Consider the following 16696-nt stretch of genomic DNA (forward strand, 5'->3'; position numbering starts at 1 on the left):
CCGGCGATTCGGCTGCCGAATCGCCGGATCGCCGGGTCTGTCCCCGCCCCAGTCTATCAGCGGGGCGTCAGGAGGCCGCGCTCGACGAGGCTGGTGATGGCGCCGCGGATGGCGACGTCGGTCTCGGGGATCACGTCGAGGATCCGGCGCATGGTGAAGCCCGCCGCGGCGAGCTCGAGGACGGACTCCTCGGTGGGCTCGAGCGGGCGGGAGAGCGCGCCGAGCTTCTCGCGGTGGACGGCGAAGCGCGAGCCCGGCTCGACGGTGGGGCCGGCCTGGCGGGCGGCCTCGTCGAGCAGGCGCAGCGCCTCGAGGATCACGCCCTCCATCGGGCCGGCGGCGTCGCTGCGGGCGGCCTCGTCGACGGTGGCGCGGAACTCGAAGAAGCCCTCGCGCCAGCCGAAGATGCGGGCCAGCGCCTTCACGCCCCCCACCGAGCCGACCTGCGCCGACAGGAGCTGGCCGTCGGCGAAGGACACGAGGCCCTCCTCGACGCCCGCCGTCACGGTGAGCGTGCCCCGCCGTGCGAGCGCCGCGAACATCTGGAGCAGGCTCACCGCGCCGAGCTCCTCGAGCGGGCCGCGGATTCCCGTGCGGCGCGCCTCCTCCTCGGCGCGCTGCACGTCCTCGACGAAGCGCTCGAGCGCGTCGCGCCGCGAGCCGGCCTCGATCGCGACCGCGACGGCCGGCACCACGCCCTCGCCGCGCAGGTGGCGCACCACCCTGCCGGGCACGGTCAGGAGCTCGCCCGTGCCGGGATGGGTGAGCTCGAGCTCGACCGCGCGGCCCACCGGCAGCTCCTCGCCGTCCACCGAGAGGAGCGCGCCGGTCTTCGAGAGGTCCCGCGTGCGCGCGCGCAGCGGCTTGCCCGTCGGGCCCTTCACGCGCACGCTCACCCGCGTCGGCGCGCGGTCGGCGCGATCGCGGTAGGTGCGGTCGTTCGGATCGCCGGCGTCGTCCGGGGATCCGGAGGGCCCGGCACCCGGCGCCGCGTGGGCAGTCCGCTCGAAGCCCTCCGGCGCGAGGTCGCTCTCGTCGTCCGCAAGGATGTCGGCGGTGCCGAGGGCGTCGGCGGGGTCGGCGGCCGCGAGCTCCGCCCCAGCGGCCGCCGTATTGGCCTCGCTGCGCAGCGCCTCGGCACGCTCGACCACCGGCGCGAAGCGCGCGCGCAGCTCCGGCGCGGGATCGAGGAACTGCACGGCCACGCCCTGCCCTGCGCTGCCCACGACCTCGGCCTTCAGCGAGAGCTTGGCCGCCGCGAACGGCGCCTCGACCCGCACCTCGACGAGCTCGCGCGGCTCGTAGACGACGTCGGTCGGAACGACGGCTCCGCCCTTCACGAGGTTGCGCTCGTACTCGCGCAGGAAGGCCTCCGCCTCCTCGAAGACGAGGTGCAGCGCGCGCGCAACTCGGGGTACGGCGACGGGGTCGTCCAGCGGATCCGCCAAGGAGGCCTCCGCAGGGCGTATCGGCGGCCCCCCGGATTCCCCTTACGAAGCGGCCGCGCTCAGCCGGGGCCCGCACCCCCCGCCCCGCGCCTTCCTCCGGGCGCGACCGGCGCGGCGCCGCGCGCCCGCTCGACGAGCGCCTCGAAGAGCCTCCCCTGGCGCGAGGCGGGGTCGCGCGCCTGGAGCTCGGGGTGCCACTGCACGGCCAGGACCTCCGGGTGGCCGGGCAGCTCGACGGCCTCGATGGTCCCGTCGGCGGCCCACGCCACGGGCCGCAGGTCCTCGCCCAGGCGGTCGATGGCCTGGTGGTGCCAGGTGGCGACCTCGATCTCACCGGAGCCGAGCACCGCGGCCAGGCCGCAGCCCGCGTCGATCCGGACCGGATGCAGGCCGTGCTCCTCGCGCGACACCCGGTGCGCCACGCGGTCGCCGACCACGTCCGGCAGGTGCAGGTGGAGGTCGCCGCCGAGCGCCACGTTCAGGACCTGGAGGCCCCGGCAGATCGCGAGCATTGGCGTGCGGCGGGCCAGCGCATCGCGCACGAGCGCGAGCTCGAAGCCGTCGCGCTCGGCGCAGGTCGCGTAGAGCGCGGCGTGCCCGCTCGCGCCGCCGAAGAGCGCCGGGTCGATGTCGCCCCCGCCGCAGAGCACGAGCCCGTCGAGCGACGCCAGGATCTCGCCGGGCCGCGGGTCGCCGGGCGGCAGCAGGACCGGCAGCCCCCCGCCCTGCCGCACCGCGTCCACGTACGCGGCCGGCACGTGGAAGCGCTCGCGCCCGCTGCGCTCGCGGTGGTAGGTCGTGACGCCGATCAGGGGACGGCGCATCACTGCCCCATCCGGCACCACACCGAGGGCTCCGATGCGGGCCGCCGGCAAGGCACGCGAGCGGGCCCAAGCCGCGCCGCGACGACCGAGCGCAACGCAGCGAGCGGCCCGGAGCGGGGCCCGAAGGCCGGCTGCGCTCCAGGACAGGACACTAGATCCGCTCGAAGTAGCGGACGCGCTCGAAGTCGGTGACGGCGGTCTCGGAGGCGCCGAGCTCCGTGCGCGCGAAGTGGAGCAGGTGTTCGACGACCGCGTCGCCGAAGGCACGGCGCGCCAGGGCGCTCCCCGCGAGCCCGGCGATCGCCTCGGGGAGCGAGGTCGGGATCGAGGGCAGGTCGTGCGCCTGGTAGGCGTCCCCCGCGAAGGGCGGGCCCGGCTCGGTCTCGTGCTCGATGCCGTCGAGGCCGGCCGCCAGGAGCGCCGCGTAGGCGAGGTAGGGGTTCGCGTCGGCGCCCGGGATCCGGCACTCGATCCGCAGCGAGGGGCCGCGCCCCACGACGCGGAAGCCGCAGGTACGGTTGTCGACGCTCCAGGCGATGCGGGTCGGCGCGAAGGTACCGGCCTTGTAGCGCTTGTAGGAGTTGGGGGTCGGCGCGAAGCACCAGGCCAGCTCGCGGGCGTGCTCGAGCAGGCCGCCCAGGAACCAGCGGAAGGCGGGGGAGGCTTCGAGCCCCGTGCCCGGCAGGGGCTCGCGAGGCTCCGCGAAGGCGGGGCGATCCCCGGGCGCCCACAGGCTCAGGTGGACGTGCAGCGAGCTGCCGGCCATCGCCTCGTGCCACTTCGCCATGAAGGTCAGCGAGCAGCCGTGCTGCGCCGCGATCTCCTTCGCCGCCTGCTTGTAGAGCACGTGGCGGTCGGCCATCTCGAGGGCCGGCGCGTAGCGCAGGTTGATCTCGTGCTGTCCCGGCCCCCACTCGCCCTTCGAGAACTCGACCGGGATCGCCGAGGCGTCGACCCCGCGCCGGATCGCGCCCAGCACCGGCTCGGCGAAGGTGCCCGAGAGCAGGTGGTAGTCCTCGACGTAGCCGCCGTAGGGGCGCAGGCCGTGGTAGCGGCGGGCGCGTGCCTCGTCGTAGCCGTCGCGGAACAGGTAGAGCTCGAGCTCGCTGCCGGCCTTGGCGGCGAAGCCGAGGGCCGCCGCGCGCGCGAGCTGGCGCTTCAGGATCGAGCGCGGCGCCACCCCGACGAGCTCGCCGCTCGTCTCGTCGGCCACCACGTCGCAGAGCACGATCGCGCTGCGCTCGAGCCAGGCCGCCTGGCGCAGCGTGCCCAGGTCCGGCACCGCGTGGAGGTCGCCGTAGCCCTTCGCCCAGTTCGTGTAGGCGTAGCCGGGCGTCGGGTCCATCTCCATGTCGCAGGCCAGGAGGTAGTCGCAGCAGTGCATGCCGTGGCGCGCCACCTCCTCGAGGAAGAAGGCGCCCGTGATGCGCTTGCCGACGAGGCGCCCGTAGAGGTCCGGGAGCGCCGTCACGACGGTCTCGATGCGGCCGGCCTCGACCTCGCGCGCGAGGTCGTCGAGCCCGAGCCGGCCGCGCTCCGGCGCCGGCTTCACGCGTCCCCGGCCCGATGCAACGGGGGGCTCACGCGGGATCCACCTCGACCGGCGGCCGGAAGAGCGAGAGCTGCGGCGCCTCGGGGTCCGTCTCGGGGGCGATCGGGTACTCGTCCGAGAAGCAGGCGTCGCAGATGCCGTGCTTCAGGTGCTGCGAGGCGGCGCGCAGCCCCGCGAGGCTCAGGTAGCCGAGCGTGTCGGCACCGAGGATCCGCCGGATCTCCTCCACCGGGTGGCGGTGCGCGATCAGCTCCTCGCGCGTCGGCGTGTCGATCCCGTAGTGGCACGGCCCGATGTTGGGCGGCGACGACACCCGCACGTGCACCTCGGTGGCGCCCGCGTTGCGGATCAGGCCGACCAGCTTGAGCAGGGTGGTGCCGCGCACGATCGAGTCCTCGACCAGCACCACGCGCTTGCCCTGGATCATGCCGCGGCTCGCGTTGTGCTTGATGCGCACCCGGAAGTCGCGGATCGACTGCGAGGGCTCGATGAAGGTGCGCTTCACGTACTGGTTGCGCACGAGGGCGGTCTCGTAGGGAATGCCGGACTCCTCGGCGTAGCCGAGCGCGGCCGCGTTCCCGGAGTCGAGCACCGGCACCACCATGTCGGCCGCCACCGGGTGCTCGCGCGCGAGGATCCGGCCGAGCTCCTTGCGGAAGGCGTAGACGTTCTGGCCGGCCAGGTTCGAGTCCGGCCGCGCGAAGTAGATGTGCTCGAAGATGCAGAAGGCCTGGCGCGGCGCGCGCGCCCAGGGCCGCAGCGTGCGCAGCCGCCCGCGCCGGATCACCACCATCTCGCCGGGCTCGACGTCGCGCTCGTAGGCGGCGCCGATCAGGTCGAGCGCGCAGGTCTCGCTGGCCGCCACCCAGGCCGAATCGAGGCGGCCGAGCACCAGCGGGCGGAAGCCCCACGGGTCGCGGGCCAGCACCAGCGCGTCGTCGCTGAGCATGGCCAGGCTGAAGGCGCCCTTCACGCGCGAGAGCGCGTCGATCAGCCGGTCCTCGGGCGTGCCCTCCCGCGAGCGCGCCAGCAGGTGCACGATCACCTCGCTGTCGGAGGTGGAGGTCAGGATCGAGCCGCGGCCCTCGAGCTCGCGGCGGATCGCGACCGCGTTGACCAGGTTGCCGTTGTGGGCGATCGCGACCGGCCCGCCGTCGGTGGTGGCGCAGAAGGGCTGCGCGTTGCGCAGGGTCGACTCGCCGGCGGTCGAGTAGCGCACGTGACCGATCGCGTGGCGGCCCGGAAGCTGGCGCAGGTGCTTCTCGCTGATCGCGTCGGAGACCAGGCCCATCGCGCGGTGCACGTGGTGCTCGCGGCCGTTCGAGGAGGCGATGCCGGCGCTCTCCTGCCCGCGGTGCTGGAGGGCATGGAGGCCCAGGTAGGTGAGGTGGGCGGCCTCCGGATGGCCGTGGACGCCGAAGATGCCGCACATCAGGCCGCCTCCCCGGACGGCCCCTCGAGGCGGCGCGGGAGCCCGCGCTCCCAGATCCCCGCGAGCCGCTCCACCGCCACGTCGATCCAGGCCGCCCCGGCCGCGGCTCCGGCGGGCGCCGCCGGCCCGATCACGAGCCGCTCGCCGCCGGCCCCGCTCGTCCCGCCGGTCCCGACGGTCCCGATCCGCCGCGCCGGCACCGAGGCGGCGGCCGCCCGCGCGAGCAGCGCGTCGGGCAGTCCGGTGGCGACGACGACCCGGCCGGTCGACTCGCCGAAGAGCAGCGCGTCGAGACGCATTCCGGGCACGAGTGTAACCCGCGCGCCGAGCCGCGCCGGACCGGCCAGGCAGCACTCGGCGAGCGCCACCGCGAGGCCGCCCTCGGAGACGTCGTGCGCCGTGCGCACCTCCCCGGCCGCGACGCCCTCCGCGAGCAGCCCGTGCAGGCGCCGCTCGTGGGCGAGGTCGACGGCCGGCGGGAGGCCGGCCTCGCGCCCGCGCCGCAGGGCGAGCCACGCGCTCCCGCCGATCTCCTCGCGGGTCTCCCCGAGCAGCACGATCGCGAGCCCGGGCGCCGCCCAGTGTGACACCGCGTGGCGTCGAACGTCGTCGAGCAGGCCGACCACCGCGATCGTGGGCGTCGGGAAGATCGCGCGCCCGCTGGTCTCGTTGTAGAAGGAGACGTTGCCCGAGATCACCGGGGTGCCGAGCGCGGCGGCGGCCTCGCCGAGCCCGCGCACCGCCTCGGCGAACTCCCACATGATCTCGGGCCGCTCGGGGCTCCCGAAGTTCAGGCAGTTGGTGAGGGCCAGCGGCCGCGCGCCCGTGCAGGCCACGTTGCGGGCCGACTCGGCGACAGCCGCGATCGTCCCGGCGCGGGGGTCGAGCCAGCACCAGCGCGGGTTGCAGTCCACCGCCATCGCGAGCCCCTTGCCGGTCGGCGTGCCGTCCTCGCGCCGGACGCGCACGAGCGCGGCGTCGCCGCCCGGGCCGAGCACCGTGTTGCCCTGCACCAGCGAGTCGTACTGGCGCCAGATCCAGGCCTTCGAGGCGAGGTTCGGGTCGTCGAGCAGCGCCTCGAGCGCCGCCTGGGGGTCGCTCTCGGGCTCGAGCGAGGCGAGGTCGAGCTTCTGGCGCTCGTCGAGGTCGGCCGGCCGGCGCAGCGGCCGCTCGTAGCAGGGCGCGCTCTCGGCGACGGGGTCGACGGGGATGTCGACCACCGTCTCGCCGTGCCAGCGCACCCGCATGCGCCCGTCGCCGGTGACGCGGCCCACGACCACCGCGTCGAGCTCCCAGCGCGCGAAGCGCGCGAGGATCCCCTGCTCGGCGCCCTGGCGCGCCACCAGCAGCATGCGCTCCTGGCTCTCGGAGAGCAGCAGCTCGTAGGGCGTCATCCCGGCTGCGCGCTGCGGGACGCGGTCGAGGTCCATCTCGATGCCGGTGCCGGCGCGGCTCGCCATCTCGAAGGAGGAGCAGGTGAGGCCCGCCGCGCCCATGTCCTGGATGCCGACCACGTCGCCGCTGCGCATCACCTCGAGGCAGGCCTCGATCAGACACTTCTCGGTGAAGGGGTCGCCCACCTGCACGGTCGGCCGTTTGGCCTCGCTCGTCTCGTCGAACTCGGCCGAGGCGAGCAGGCTCGCGCCGTGGATCCCGTCGCGCCCCGTCTTCGAGCCGGCGTAGATCACCGGGTTGCCGATCCCCGCGGCCTGGCCGAGGAAGATCGCGTCGGCCTCCACGAGGCCCAGGTTGAAGGCGTTCACCAGGATGTTGCCGCGGTAGCACTCGTGGAAGCCGGTCTCGCCGCCCACCGTCGCGACCCCGACGGAGTTGCCGTAGCCGCCGATCCCGTGCACCACGCCGCGCAGCAGCATGCGGTGGCGGGGGTCGTCGAGCGGGCCGAAGCGGATCGAGTCGAGCGAGGCGATCGGGCGCGCCCCCATGCTGAAGACGTCGCGCAGGATCCCGCCCACGCCGGTGGCCGCGCCCTGGGTCGGCTCGATGAAGCTCGGGTGGTTGTGGCTCTCGATCTTGAAGATCACCGCGAGCCCGTCGCCGATCGCGACCGCGCCGGCCCCCTCGCCGGGCCCGACGAGGACGTGCTCTGCGGCGCTGGGCAGCGCGCGCAGGTGGACGCGGCTCGACTTGTAGGAGCAGTGCTCGGACCACATCACCGAGAAGATCCCGAGCTCCGGGAAGGTGGGCCGGCGGCCGAGGATCGCGAGGATGCGCTCCCACTCGGCGTCGCTGAGGCCGTGCTCGCGCGCCAGGGCGAGGTCGACGACCGGCTCGCGGGCGCCACGGCCCGCGTTCGCCGGCGCCTCGCTGCGCGCGCCGGCCGGGCGCTCGGCGCTCATCGCGCCCGCCCGCCGGCCACGGCGTCGGCCAGCGAGCCCAGGATCAGGAGGCCGTCGGTCCCGCCGGTCAGCGCCTCCACCGCGTGCTCGGGATGGGGCATCAGCCCCATCACGTTGCCGGCCGCGTTGCGCACGCCGGCCACGTTGCCGGCCGACCCGTTCGGGTTCGCAGCGGCGGTGACCGCGCCCTCCGCGTCGCAGTAGCGCAGCACCACCTGGCCCGCCGCCGTGAGCCGCTCGAGCTCGGCGGGCGCCACGACGTAGCGGCCCTCGCCGTGCTTGATCGGGATGCGCAGCACCTGGCCCACGCGGGCGCGCGAGGTGAAGGGCGCCGCCGCCTGCTCGACGCGCACCGGCTGCCAGGCGCACACGAAGTCGAGGTCGTGGTTGCGCAGCAGCGCCCCGGGCAGGAGACCGGCCTCGCAGAGCACCTGGAAGCCGTTGCAGGTGCCGAGCACCGGGCCGCCGGCCTCGGCGAAGCGGCGCACGGCCGCCATCACCGGCGAGAAGCGCGCCATCGCGCCGCAGCGCAGGTAGTCGCCGTAGGAGAAGCCGCCGGGCAGCAGGACGGCGCGGGTGGCGGCCGGCAGCTCCGGCTCCTGGTGCCAGACCAGGCGCGCGTCGAGCGCGAGCGCGCTCTTCAGCGCGAAGCGCATGTCGCGATCGTCGTTGGAGCCCGGGAACTGGATGACGGCGAACACGGCGGGCGCGCTCCCTCCTCTCAGAGACCGAGGTTGCGGCGGATCCGCTCGAGCGGCGGCTCGACGTCGGGCACGAAGGCCTCCCCGGTGATCCGCTCGTAGGTCTCGACGTAGCGGCGCGCCGCCTCGCAGCGCACCTCCTCCGGGAGCGGCGGGGGCGGGCCGTCGCCCCGGTAGCCGCGCTCGGCCAGCCAGCGGCGCACGTACTCCTTGTCCATCGCCTTGGGATCGCGGCCCGCCGCCATCGCCTGCTCGTAGCCGTCCCGGTACCAGTAGCGGGACGAGTCGGGCGTGTGGATCTCGTCGATCACGACGAGCCGGCCCTCGGGGTCGATGCCGAGCTCGTACTTCGTGTCGACCAGGATCAGGCCCTGCTTCTCCGCCCACTGCTGGCCCTCGGCGAAGAGCCCGAGCACCATCGCCTCGGCGCGGTCGTAGAGCTCGGCGCGGATCGCGCCGCTCGCGATCGCGGCGTCGCGCGAGCTCAGCTCGTCGTGGGCCCCGTGCGCGGCCTTGGTCGTCGGAGTCAGCAGGGGCTCGGGCAGCCGCTCGTGCTGGCGCAGGCCCTCGGGCAGGCGGTGGCCGCAGTAGACGCGCTCGCCGCGCGCGTAGGCGGTCCAGATCGAGGTGCCGGTCACGCCGGTGAGGTAGCCGCGCACGACGAACTCGATCGGGACCAGCGCGCACTCGCGGCCGACCGTCACGTTCGGGTCGGGCACCGCGAGCACGTGGTTGGGCGCGATCTCGCGGGTGCGCTCGAACCAGAACGCCGCGAGCTGGTTCAGCACCTGGCCCTTGAAGGGGATCGTGCCGAGCACGCGGTCGAAGGCCGAGATGCGGTCGGTCGCGACGATCGTGCGCCGGCCGTCCCGGACGTAGGAATCGCGCACCTTGCCTTCGAGCTTGCGGCCGAGCCCCGGGAGGTCGGTGCGCTCCAGCGTGCGCGCGCACTGCGCGCGGAGCAGCGCGGAGTCGATCGGCAACGGGGGGAACCTCCGACGGGGTTGCGGCGGTCAGCCTTCGATGCGCTCGATCCGCCAGTCCTCGATCACCGGATTCGCGAGCAGCTTCTCGCACAGCTCGCGCGCGAGCCGCTCGGCCAGGGCGCGGTCGTCCGTCGCGAGCTCCACCTCGAAGTGCTTGCCCTGGCGCACGCCGGCGACGGCGTCGTAGCCGAGCGCCGCGCAGGCGCGCTGGATCGCGCGGCCCTGGGGGTCGAGCACGTCGGCCTTGAGCGTGACGCAGACGACCGCCTTCACGCGTCCTCCCCGAGCGCCCGCGCGAAGATCGCGTCCACGTTGCGCAGGGCGGCGTCGAGGTCGAAGGCGCGCTCGATCTCCTCCTTCGTGAGCACGCGCGCGATCTCGGGGTCGGCGAGGATGCGGTCCCGGAACGCCCCGCCCTTCTCCCAGGTGTCCATCGCGTGGCCCTGCACGAGGCGGTAGGCGTCCTCGCGCGAGAGGCCCTTCCCGGCGAGCGCGAGGAGCAGCGTCCCGCTGAAGACCAGTCCGCGCGAGGACTCGAGGTTCTCCCGCATCCGCTCCGGGTACACGCGCAGGCCCTCCACCAGCCCGGCGAAGCGCTGCAGCATGAAGTCGACCGCGATCGAGGCGTCCGGCAGCACCACGCGCTCGGCCGACGAGTTCGAGATGTCGCGCTCGTGCCAGAGTGCCAGGTTCTCGAGCGCGCTCAGCGCGTACCCGCGCACGACCCGCGCCAGGCCCGACAGGTTCTCGAAGCGCCAGGGGTTGCGCTTGTGGGGCATCGCCGAGGAGCCCTTCTGCCCCCGGCCGAACTCCTCCTCCACCTCGCGCACCTCGGTGCGGGCCAGGTGCCGGAACTCGACGGCCGCCTGCTCGATCGTGGCGGCCAGGAGCGCCAGCGCCTGCACGTAGGCGGCGTGGCGGTCGCGCTGCACCACCTGGGTCGAGGCCGGCTCGAAGCCGATCCCGAGGCGCGCGCAGACGGCCTCCTCCACGGCCGGGTCGAGGTGGGCGAAGGTGCCGACGGCCCCGGAGACCTTGCCGACCGCGGCCTCGTCGATCGCGCGCGCCAGCCGCGCCCGCCCGCGGCGCAGCGCCTCGTGGAGCACCAGGAGCTTCAGGCCGAAGGTGGTGGGCTCGGCGTGCACGCCGTGGGTGCGCCCGACGATCGGCGTGTGGCGGTGCTCGAGCGCGCGGGCGCGCAGGGCGGCCAGCGCGCGGTCCACGCCCGCGAGCAGGAGATCGCCGGCCTCGCGGATCTGGAGCGCGAGCGCCGTGTCGATCACGTCGCTCGAGGTCATCCCGTAGTGGATCCAGCGCGCGTCGGGCCCGACGTGCTCGGCCACGTTCGTGAGGAACGCGATCACGTCGTGGCGCACGCTGCGCTCGATCTCCTCGACGCGCCCGACCTCGAAGCGGGCACGCTCGCGGATCGTCGCGAGCGCCGCGGCCGGCACCACGCCGCGCTCGGCGAGCACCTCGCAGACCGCGATCTCGACCCGCAGCCAGGCGCGGTAGCGCGCCTCCTCGGTCCAGACCGCGCCCATCTCGGGCCGTGTGTAGCGCTCGATCATCGGAAGCCCGCACTGAGGTAGGTGTGGCCGAGCAGAAGGTAGTACAGGACCGGGATCGCGAGCAGCGCGGAGTCGATCCGATCGAGGACTCCCCCCATGCCCGGCAGCAGGCTGCCGGCGTCCTTCAGCGCCGCGTCGCGTTTGAGCAGCGACTCGACGAGATCGCCCACCATGCCGGCCACCGCGCAGACGAACGCAAGCGCCGCCGCGAGCCCCCACGAGAGACCCGCCGAGAGCTCCGGCCAGAGCAGGTCGAAGAGGCCCTTGCAGACGAGCCCGCCGGCCGTCCCGAGCGTGACGCCACCGAGCGCCCCTTCGACGGTCTTCCCGGGGCTCACCTTCGGCGCGAGCTTGTGCCGCCCCCAGGCACGGCCCGCGAAGTAGGCGCCCGTGTCGCAGAGCACCACGGCCGAGAGGCAGAACACCAGGAAGAAGGCGCCGGCGTCCGGGTCGTAGAGCGCAGCCGCGTCGGCGCCCCACTTGGCGCCGACCACGCTCTGGAAGTTGCGCAGGGTGACCGCGTGGGTGAGCAGCCAGCCCACGTAGAAGACGCCGAAGAAGGTGCCCGAGATCGAGGCCAGCGCCTGGCTGATCTGGGCCTTGCCGACCTGCACGACCATGAAGGCCAGCAGCGAGGCCGTCATCAGGATCGTCGCGTGGTACTCGTTGCCGAAGTAGCCGACCACCGGCAGCAGGCCGCCGGCCGCCATCCCGAAGCCCCAGAGCGGCTGGGCGCCCTTGGCCTCGAGGAGCTGGTAGAGCTCGCGGATCCCGAGCAGGACGATGGCGACGACGGTGCCGAGCACCCAGAAGCCACCCTGCGCGATCATCCAGAGCACACCGGGCACGAGGACCGCGGCGGTCAGCAGGCGCAGCCCGAGCTCGCGGTGCTTCGAGGGAGGCCGGACGGGCGGCCCCGGCGAGGGCGGCAGCGGGTGGACCGGCTCGCTCCCGGCTCCGGAGCGCTCGCTCGGGCGCTCGAGCGAGCTCACGGCCGGCGCTCCCGGGCGCTCCGCTCGAGAGGACCCAGAGGGCTCCGCGGCTCGTGACCCGGAGAGCTCACGCGGGATCCTCCTCGCGCGGGGCGCCGTGGCCGCTGTGGCCGAAGCCGCCCGCACCGCGCGGCGTCTCGCCGAGCCGGTCCGCGGCCTCCCAGTGCACCCGCGTGGCCGGCGCCACCACGAGCTGCGCGATGCGGTCGCCGCGCTTCACGGTGAAGGGCTCCTTGCCGGCGTTCAGCAGGATCACCGAGAGCTCGCCGCGATAGTCGGCGTCGATCGTGCCCGGGGCGTTCGGCAGCAGCACCCCGTAGCGGAGCGCGAGCCCGCTGCGCGGCCGCACCTGGGCCTCGTAGCCCGGCGGCAGCTCGATCGCGAGACCCGTCGGCACCAGCGCGCGCGCGCCCGGCTCGATCACGAGCTCCCCGTCCACGGCGGCGGCCAGGTCGGCCCCGGCCGCGCCGGCGCTCGCGTAGAAGGGAAGCGGCAGGTCCCCGGCGCCGGGCAGCCGCACGACGCGCACGCGCACGGCGCGGCGCCCCTCCCGGCCGCGCGCCGCACCCACCGGCGTCGAGCGAGGCGATCCGCCCCGGGCCACGTCCCTCCCTCAGCCCTCCGCGGGCGCCTCCCCAGCCTCGGCCTGCGCGGCGAGATCCGCCAGCGCCTCCTTGCGCGAGAGCCGGATGCGCCCGCTCGGGTCGATGTCGACGCACTTCGCGAGCACCTCGTCGCCCTCCTGCACCACGTCGGTCACGCGCTCGACGCGGCCCTCGGCGAGATGGCTGATGTGGATCATCCCGTCGGTGCCCGGGAAGATCTCGACGAAGGCGCCGAAGTCCGTGATGCGCTTGACCTTGCCCAGGTACACGCGCCCGAGCTCGGCCTCCTGGGTGAGCTCCTCCACCATCGCGCGCGCGCGGTCGAGGTTCGGGCCGTCCGGGGCGAAGATCCGCACCTGCCCGGTGTCCTCGACGTCGATCTTGACGCCGGTCGCGTCCTGGATCGCGCGGATCACGCGGCCGCCGGGGCCGATGACGTCGCGGATGCGATCGGGCTTGATCCAGAGCTGGGCCATGCGCGGCGCGTGGGCGGCCAGCTCCGTGCGGTGGCGGAACTGCCCGCCGAGCACGTCGGCCGTCTCGGCCTCCATGCGGTCGAGGATGTGCAGCCGGCCCTGGCGCGCCTGCTCGAGCGCGCGCTCCATCACCGACCAGTCGACCGAGCGCACCTTGATGTCCATCTGCACGGCGGTCACGCCCTCGCGCGTACCCGCCACCTTGAAGTCCATGTCGCCCAGGTGGTCCTCGTCGCCGAGGATGTCCGAGAGGATCGCGACCCGGTCGCCTTCCTCGATGAGCCCCATCGCGATGCCGGCGACCGGCGCCGCGATCGGCACGCCGCCGTCCATGAGCGCGAGCGTGGCGCCGCACACCGTCGCCATCGAGGAGGAGCCGTTCGACTCGAGGGTCTCGGAGACCACGCGCACGGTGTAGGGGAAGTCCTCCTGCGAGGGCAGCACGGCCTGGATCGCGCGCTCGGCCAGGTTGCCGTGGCCCACCTCGCGCCGGCCCGGGCCGCGCAGCGGCCGCGCCTCGCCCACCGAGAAGGGCGGGAAGTTGTAGTGCAGCATGAACGACTTCTCGTAGCGCTCGGTGAGCGCGTCGATCAGCTGCGTGTCGGAGGCGCTGCCCAGGGTGGCGGAGACGAGCGCCTGGGTCTCGCCACGGGTGAAGAGCGCGATGCCGTGCACGCGCGGCACCACGCGCAGCTCGCAGGCGATCGGGCGGATGTCCGCCGGCCCGCGCCCGTCGATGCGCGTCCCCTCCGAGAGGATGCGCTCGCGCATGAGCTGCGAGCGCATGTCGTGGAGGAGGTTCTTGCTCTGCGACACGAGGCTCTGCAGCCCGGCGCGCCGCTCCTCGACGGCCGCCAGCGTGTCGAGCTTCGCCGGCGCCTGGCGATACTCCTCGGCCAGCTGCTCGACGGCGCGCTTCTCGATCTCGGCGATCGCCGTGTAGCGGGCCTTCTTCTCCTGGATGCGGACCGCCTCCGCGAGCGGGCCGCCCGCGAGCGCCGTGACGCGCTGCGCGAGCGCCGTGGTGTCGGGCCCCGGCGCGGGGTCGCGCTTGGGCTTGCCGGCCAGGCGGCGCAGCTCCTCCTGGGGCTCGAGCTGCTTCACGAGCTCGGCGTGCCCGAAGCGCAGGGCCTCGAGGATCTCCGCCTCGCGCACCTGCTTGGCGCCGCCCTCGACCATCACCAGCGCCTGGCGGCTGCCGGCCACGACCAGCTCGACGTCGCTCGCCTCCATCTGCGACTTCAGCGGGTTGATCACCCACTTGCCGTCCACGCGGCCGATCCGCACCGCGCCGATCGGGCCGAGGAAGGGCGCGTCGGACAGGTGCAGCGCCGCCGAGGCGCCGACGAAGGCCGGCAGGTCCGGCGCGTTCTCGCGGTCGGCCGAGAGCACCGTCGCGGTGATCTGGGTCTCCTCGCGCCAGCCGTCGGCGAAGAGCGGCCGCACCGAGCGGTCGATGAAGCGCGAGACCAGCACCTCGCGGTCCGAGAGCCGGCCCTCGCGCTTGAAGAAGCCGCCCGGGATCTTGCCGGCCGCCGAGGTCTTCTCGACGAAGTCGACGGTGAGCGGCAGGAAGTCGATGCCCTCGCGCGCCTTCGCGGTGACGCAGGTGACGAGCACGACGGTGTCGCCGTAGGTCACTACCGCGGCGCCGGTCGCCTGCTTGGCCATGCGGCCGGTCTCGAGCGTCATCGGACGCCCGCCGACGTCGAAGGTCACGGAATGGGGCTGGAACCAGTAGGAAGCCATGTCGATCGGTTCTCCTCACGGCGGCCGAATGGTCGGATGGGGATCCGGCCGGCCATGTGTGCCTGCAGGCGGTGCAGGGGAGGAGCCGCGGGGAGGCGGGATGCGGGATCAGGGATGCGCGAAGCCCCTCCGAGCGGCGGGCCGCCCGGCTGCGCCGGGCTCGAGGCTTCGCGAATGACTGACTCCCACACCCCGACCGGCCCGGCTGGCCCGACCCGCGGTCGGTCCGCCTCGGGCTTGTCGTCGGCGTCGGAACGAAGCCGCCCGCGGATCTCGGGGACGGCTGCAGCGGCCCGGCTAACGCCGGAGGCCGAGTCGCTGGATCAACTCCTGGTAGCGCGCCGGCTCGCTGCGGCGCAGATAGTCGAGCAGCCTGCGGCGCTGGCTCACGATCCGGAGCAGGCCGCGGCGCGAATGATGGTCCTTCTTGTGGGTCTTGAAGTGCTCGGAGAGCTCGTTGATCCGCCCGGTCAGGAGCGCCACCTGGACCTCCGTGGAGCCGGTGTCGGTCTCGTGGCGGCGATGGCCGTCGATGACGGTCCGCTTCTGCTGCGCTGCGATCAAGGGAGCCTCTGGTTTCTCTTGGTGGATCGGGGCGGAGGGTTACCAAAGTCACCGATGCGCAGCAAGGTGAGCGAGCACGCGCAGCGGCTCGAGCCGGCGGTCCGGCCCGACCTCGAGGATCGCGAGCAGGGCCCCCGTGGGATCGAGCGCCGCGACCCGCTCGCCGGGCGCCCGCGGCGTCCCACCCTGCGGCAAGGCACCCCCGTGCAGCACGCGGCGGGCGTCGTCGGGGCCGAGCTTGATCGCGGGCAGGCCGAGCGCGGCCGCCGGCCGCACGAGGCGCGCCTCGATCGCCCCGCGCTCCGCCTCGGCCTCGAGCACCTCGACGGGCGCGGCCTGGGCCAGCTCGAAGGGCCCGCTGCGCAGCCGGCACAGCGATTGGAGGTACGCGCCGCAGCCGAGCCGCTGCCCGAGCTCGGCCGCCAGCACGCGGACGTAGGTCCCGGGCGAGCACACGACCTCCACGGCCACCTCGGGCGGGGTGTACGAGACGAGCTCGAAGGAGTCGATCCGCACCCGGCGCGGGGCGCGCTCGACCTCCTCGCCGCGCCGGGCGAGCCGGTAGAGCGGCACCCCGCCCTGCTTCACGGCGCTGTACATGGGCGGCACCTGCTCGTGCTCGCCGACGAAGCCCGCGAGCGCGCTCCGCACCGCCGCCTCGTCCGGCGGCGCGGCCTCGCTGCGCCGCACGATCCGCCCGTCGCCGTCGAGGGTGTCGGTCTCGGCGCCGAGCCGGATCGCGCCGCGGTAGGCCTTCGGGTCCGAGGCCACGAACGGGATCAGCTTGGTCGCGTCGCGCACGGCGAGCGGGAGCACGCCGGTGGCCTGCGGGTCGAGCGTGCCGAGGTGCCCCACGCGGCGGGTGCCGAACCAGCGGCGCGCCGCGTCGACGACGTCGTGCGAGGTCCAGCCCGCGGGCTTGTCCACGACCAGGAAGCCGCTCGGCCCGGGGCGCTCGTCGTCGCGCCGGCGCCTACTCATCGCGCAGCTCGCGCAGGAGCGACAGGGTACGGTCGCCGAGCTCGATGCCGGGATCGTGGCGGAAGCGCAGCTCGGGCATGCGCTTGAGCGGCAGCTCGCGCGCGAGCCGCCGGCGCACGAAGGGCGCCGCGGACTCGAGCCCGTGGGCGACCTCCTCGAGCGCGGCCGCGCCCGGCCGCTCGATCCGGCTCCAGAAGACCAGCGCGTTGCGCAGGTCCGGGGACACGTCGACGCGCAGGATCGTCACGAGCCCGACGCGGGGGTCGCCGACCTCCTCGCGGAGCACGCGGGCGATCTCCCCGCGCAGCTGCTCTCCCACGCGCTCGAGCCGGCGCGACGCCATCTAGTGCCCTGTCTCGGAAGTTCGCCTGCATTCGATCGCGGCGACGGGCCGCTCGCAGCGTTGCGCTCCCTCCCCATGGCGACGGCCATGGCTCGGTCGCGCGCCTTGCGAGCGG

At 74.4% G+C, this 16696-nt stretch carries 15 protein-coding genes; all 15 read right to left on the bottom strand.

Going from position 1 to position 16696, the window contains the following annotated elements; translation table 11 throughout:
- Positions 1–56 precede the first annotated feature (56 nt).
- Positions 57–1448: a DUF4388 domain-containing protein gene (locus tag OZ948_19330; protein ID MEB2346871.1), complete on the bottom strand. Its 1392-nt coding sequence runs from the start codon at positions 1446–1448 to the stop codon at positions 57–59.
- A gap of 59 nt (positions 1449–1507) precedes the next feature.
- Complete coding sequence (locus OZ948_19335; protein ID MEB2346872.1) at positions 1508–2272, bottom strand: gamma-glutamyl-gamma-aminobutyrate hydrolase family protein; 765 nt, start codon at positions 2270–2272, stop codon at positions 1508–1510.
- Positions 2273–2423: 151 nt separating this feature from the next.
- Entirely contained in the window at positions 2424–3824 is a 1401-nt protein-coding gene (locus OZ948_19340; protein MEB2346873.1) for a glutamine synthetase family protein, read from the bottom strand.
- Between the two features lie 28 nt (positions 3825–3852).
- Complete coding sequence (gene purF / locus OZ948_19345; GenBank protein MEB2346874.1) at positions 3853–5256, bottom strand: amidophosphoribosyltransferase; 1404 nt, start codon at positions 5254–5256, stop codon at positions 3853–3855.
- Positions 5256–7613 carry a phosphoribosylformylglycinamidine synthase subunit PurL gene (gene purL, locus OZ948_19350; GenBank protein ID MEB2346875.1) on the bottom strand — a complete coding sequence of 786 codons (2358 nt, stop codon included), beginning with the start codon at positions 7611–7613 and terminating at the stop codon, positions 5256–5258. The genes purF and purL overlap by 1 nt, the downstream gene beginning before the upstream one ends.
- The gene (purQ, locus tag OZ948_19355; protein ID MEB2346876.1) at positions 7610–8314 is read right to left on the bottom strand and encodes a phosphoribosylformylglycinamidine synthase subunit PurQ; all 705 of its coding nucleotides are present in this window, start codon (positions 8312–8314) and stop codon (positions 7610–7612) included. Before purQ ends, purL begins: the two co-directional genes overlap by 4 nt.
- Positions 8315–8334: 20 nt before the next feature.
- On the bottom strand, positions 8335–9297 hold the full coding sequence (locus tag OZ948_19360) for a phosphoribosylaminoimidazolesuccinocarboxamide synthase (GenBank protein MEB2346877.1): 963 nt from the start codon (positions 9295–9297) through the stop codon (positions 8335–8337).
- Between the two features lie 30 nt (positions 9298–9327).
- Positions 9328–9573 carry a phosphoribosylformylglycinamidine synthase subunit PurS gene (gene purS / locus OZ948_19365; GenBank protein MEB2346878.1) on the bottom strand — a complete coding sequence of 82 codons (246 nt, stop codon included), beginning with the start codon at positions 9571–9573 and terminating at the stop codon, positions 9328–9330.
- A complete protein-coding gene (gene purB / locus OZ948_19370) occupies positions 9570–10871 on the bottom strand; it encodes an adenylosuccinate lyase (GenBank protein ID MEB2346879.1) in 1302 nt (433 codons plus the stop codon). Before purB ends, purS begins: the two co-directional genes overlap by 4 nt.
- On the bottom strand, positions 10868–11863 hold the full coding sequence (locus tag OZ948_19375; GenBank protein MEB2346880.1) for a phosphatidate cytidylyltransferase: 996 nt from the start codon (positions 11861–11863) through the stop codon (positions 10868–10870). The genes purB and OZ948_19375 overlap by 4 nt, the downstream gene beginning before the upstream one ends.
- 67 nt (positions 11864–11930) lie before the next feature.
- Entirely contained in the window at positions 11931–12398 is a 468-nt protein-coding gene (gene dut / locus OZ948_19380; protein MEB2346881.1) for a dUTP diphosphatase, read from the bottom strand.
- A 78-nt stretch (positions 12399–12476) separates the two neighbouring features.
- Entirely contained in the window at positions 12477–14693 is a 2217-nt protein-coding gene (gene pnp, locus OZ948_19385) for a polyribonucleotide nucleotidyltransferase (GenBank protein ID MEB2346882.1), read from the bottom strand.
- 297 nt (positions 14694–14990) lie between these two features.
- Entirely contained in the window at positions 14991–15257 is a 267-nt protein-coding gene (rpsO, locus tag OZ948_19390; protein MEB2346883.1) for a 30S ribosomal protein S15, read from the bottom strand.
- Between the two features lie 48 nt (positions 15258–15305).
- Positions 15306–16238 (bottom strand): tRNA pseudouridine(55) synthase TruB, encoded by a 933-nt coding sequence (gene truB / locus OZ948_19395; protein MEB2346884.1) that lies wholly within the window; start codon positions 16236–16238, stop codon positions 15306–15308.
- A complete protein-coding gene (gene rbfA, locus OZ948_19400) occupies positions 16231–16581 on the bottom strand; it encodes a 30S ribosome-binding factor RbfA (protein MEB2346885.1) in 351 nt (116 codons plus the stop codon). Before rbfA ends, truB begins: the two co-directional genes overlap by 8 nt.
- Between the last annotated feature and the right edge of the window lie 115 nt (positions 16582–16696).

This window comes from Deltaproteobacteria bacterium (genome assembly GCA_035063765.1).
GTDB lineage: Bacteria > Myxococcota_A > UBA9160 > UBA9160 > PR03 > CAADGG01.

Coding starts and splice junctions, on each gene's coding strand:
- OZ948_19335 (MEB2346872.1), bottom strand. CDS start 2,272: ATGCGCCGTCCCCTGATCGGCGTCACGACCTACCACCGCGAGCGCAGC.
- purF (MEB2346874.1), bottom strand. CDS start 5,256: ATGTGCGGCATCTTCGGCGTCCACGGCCATCCGGAGGCCGCCCACCTC.
- purL (MEB2346875.1), bottom strand. CDS start 7,613: ATGAGCGCCGAGCGCCCGGCCGGCGCGCGCAGCGAGGCGCCGGCGAAC.
- purB (MEB2346879.1), bottom strand. CDS start 10,871: ATGATCGAGCGCTACACACGGCCCGAGATGGGCGCGGTCTGGACCGAG.
- pnp (MEB2346882.1), bottom strand. CDS start 14,693: ATGGCTTCCTACTGGTTCCAGCCCCATTCCGTGACCTTCGACGTCGGC.
- truB (MEB2346884.1), bottom strand. CDS start 16,238: ATGAGTAGGCGCCGGCGCGACGACGAGCGCCCCGGGCCGAGCGGCTTC.
- rbfA (MEB2346885.1), bottom strand. CDS start 16,581: ATGGCGTCGCGCCGGCTCGAGCGCGTGGGAGAGCAGCTGCGCGGGGAG.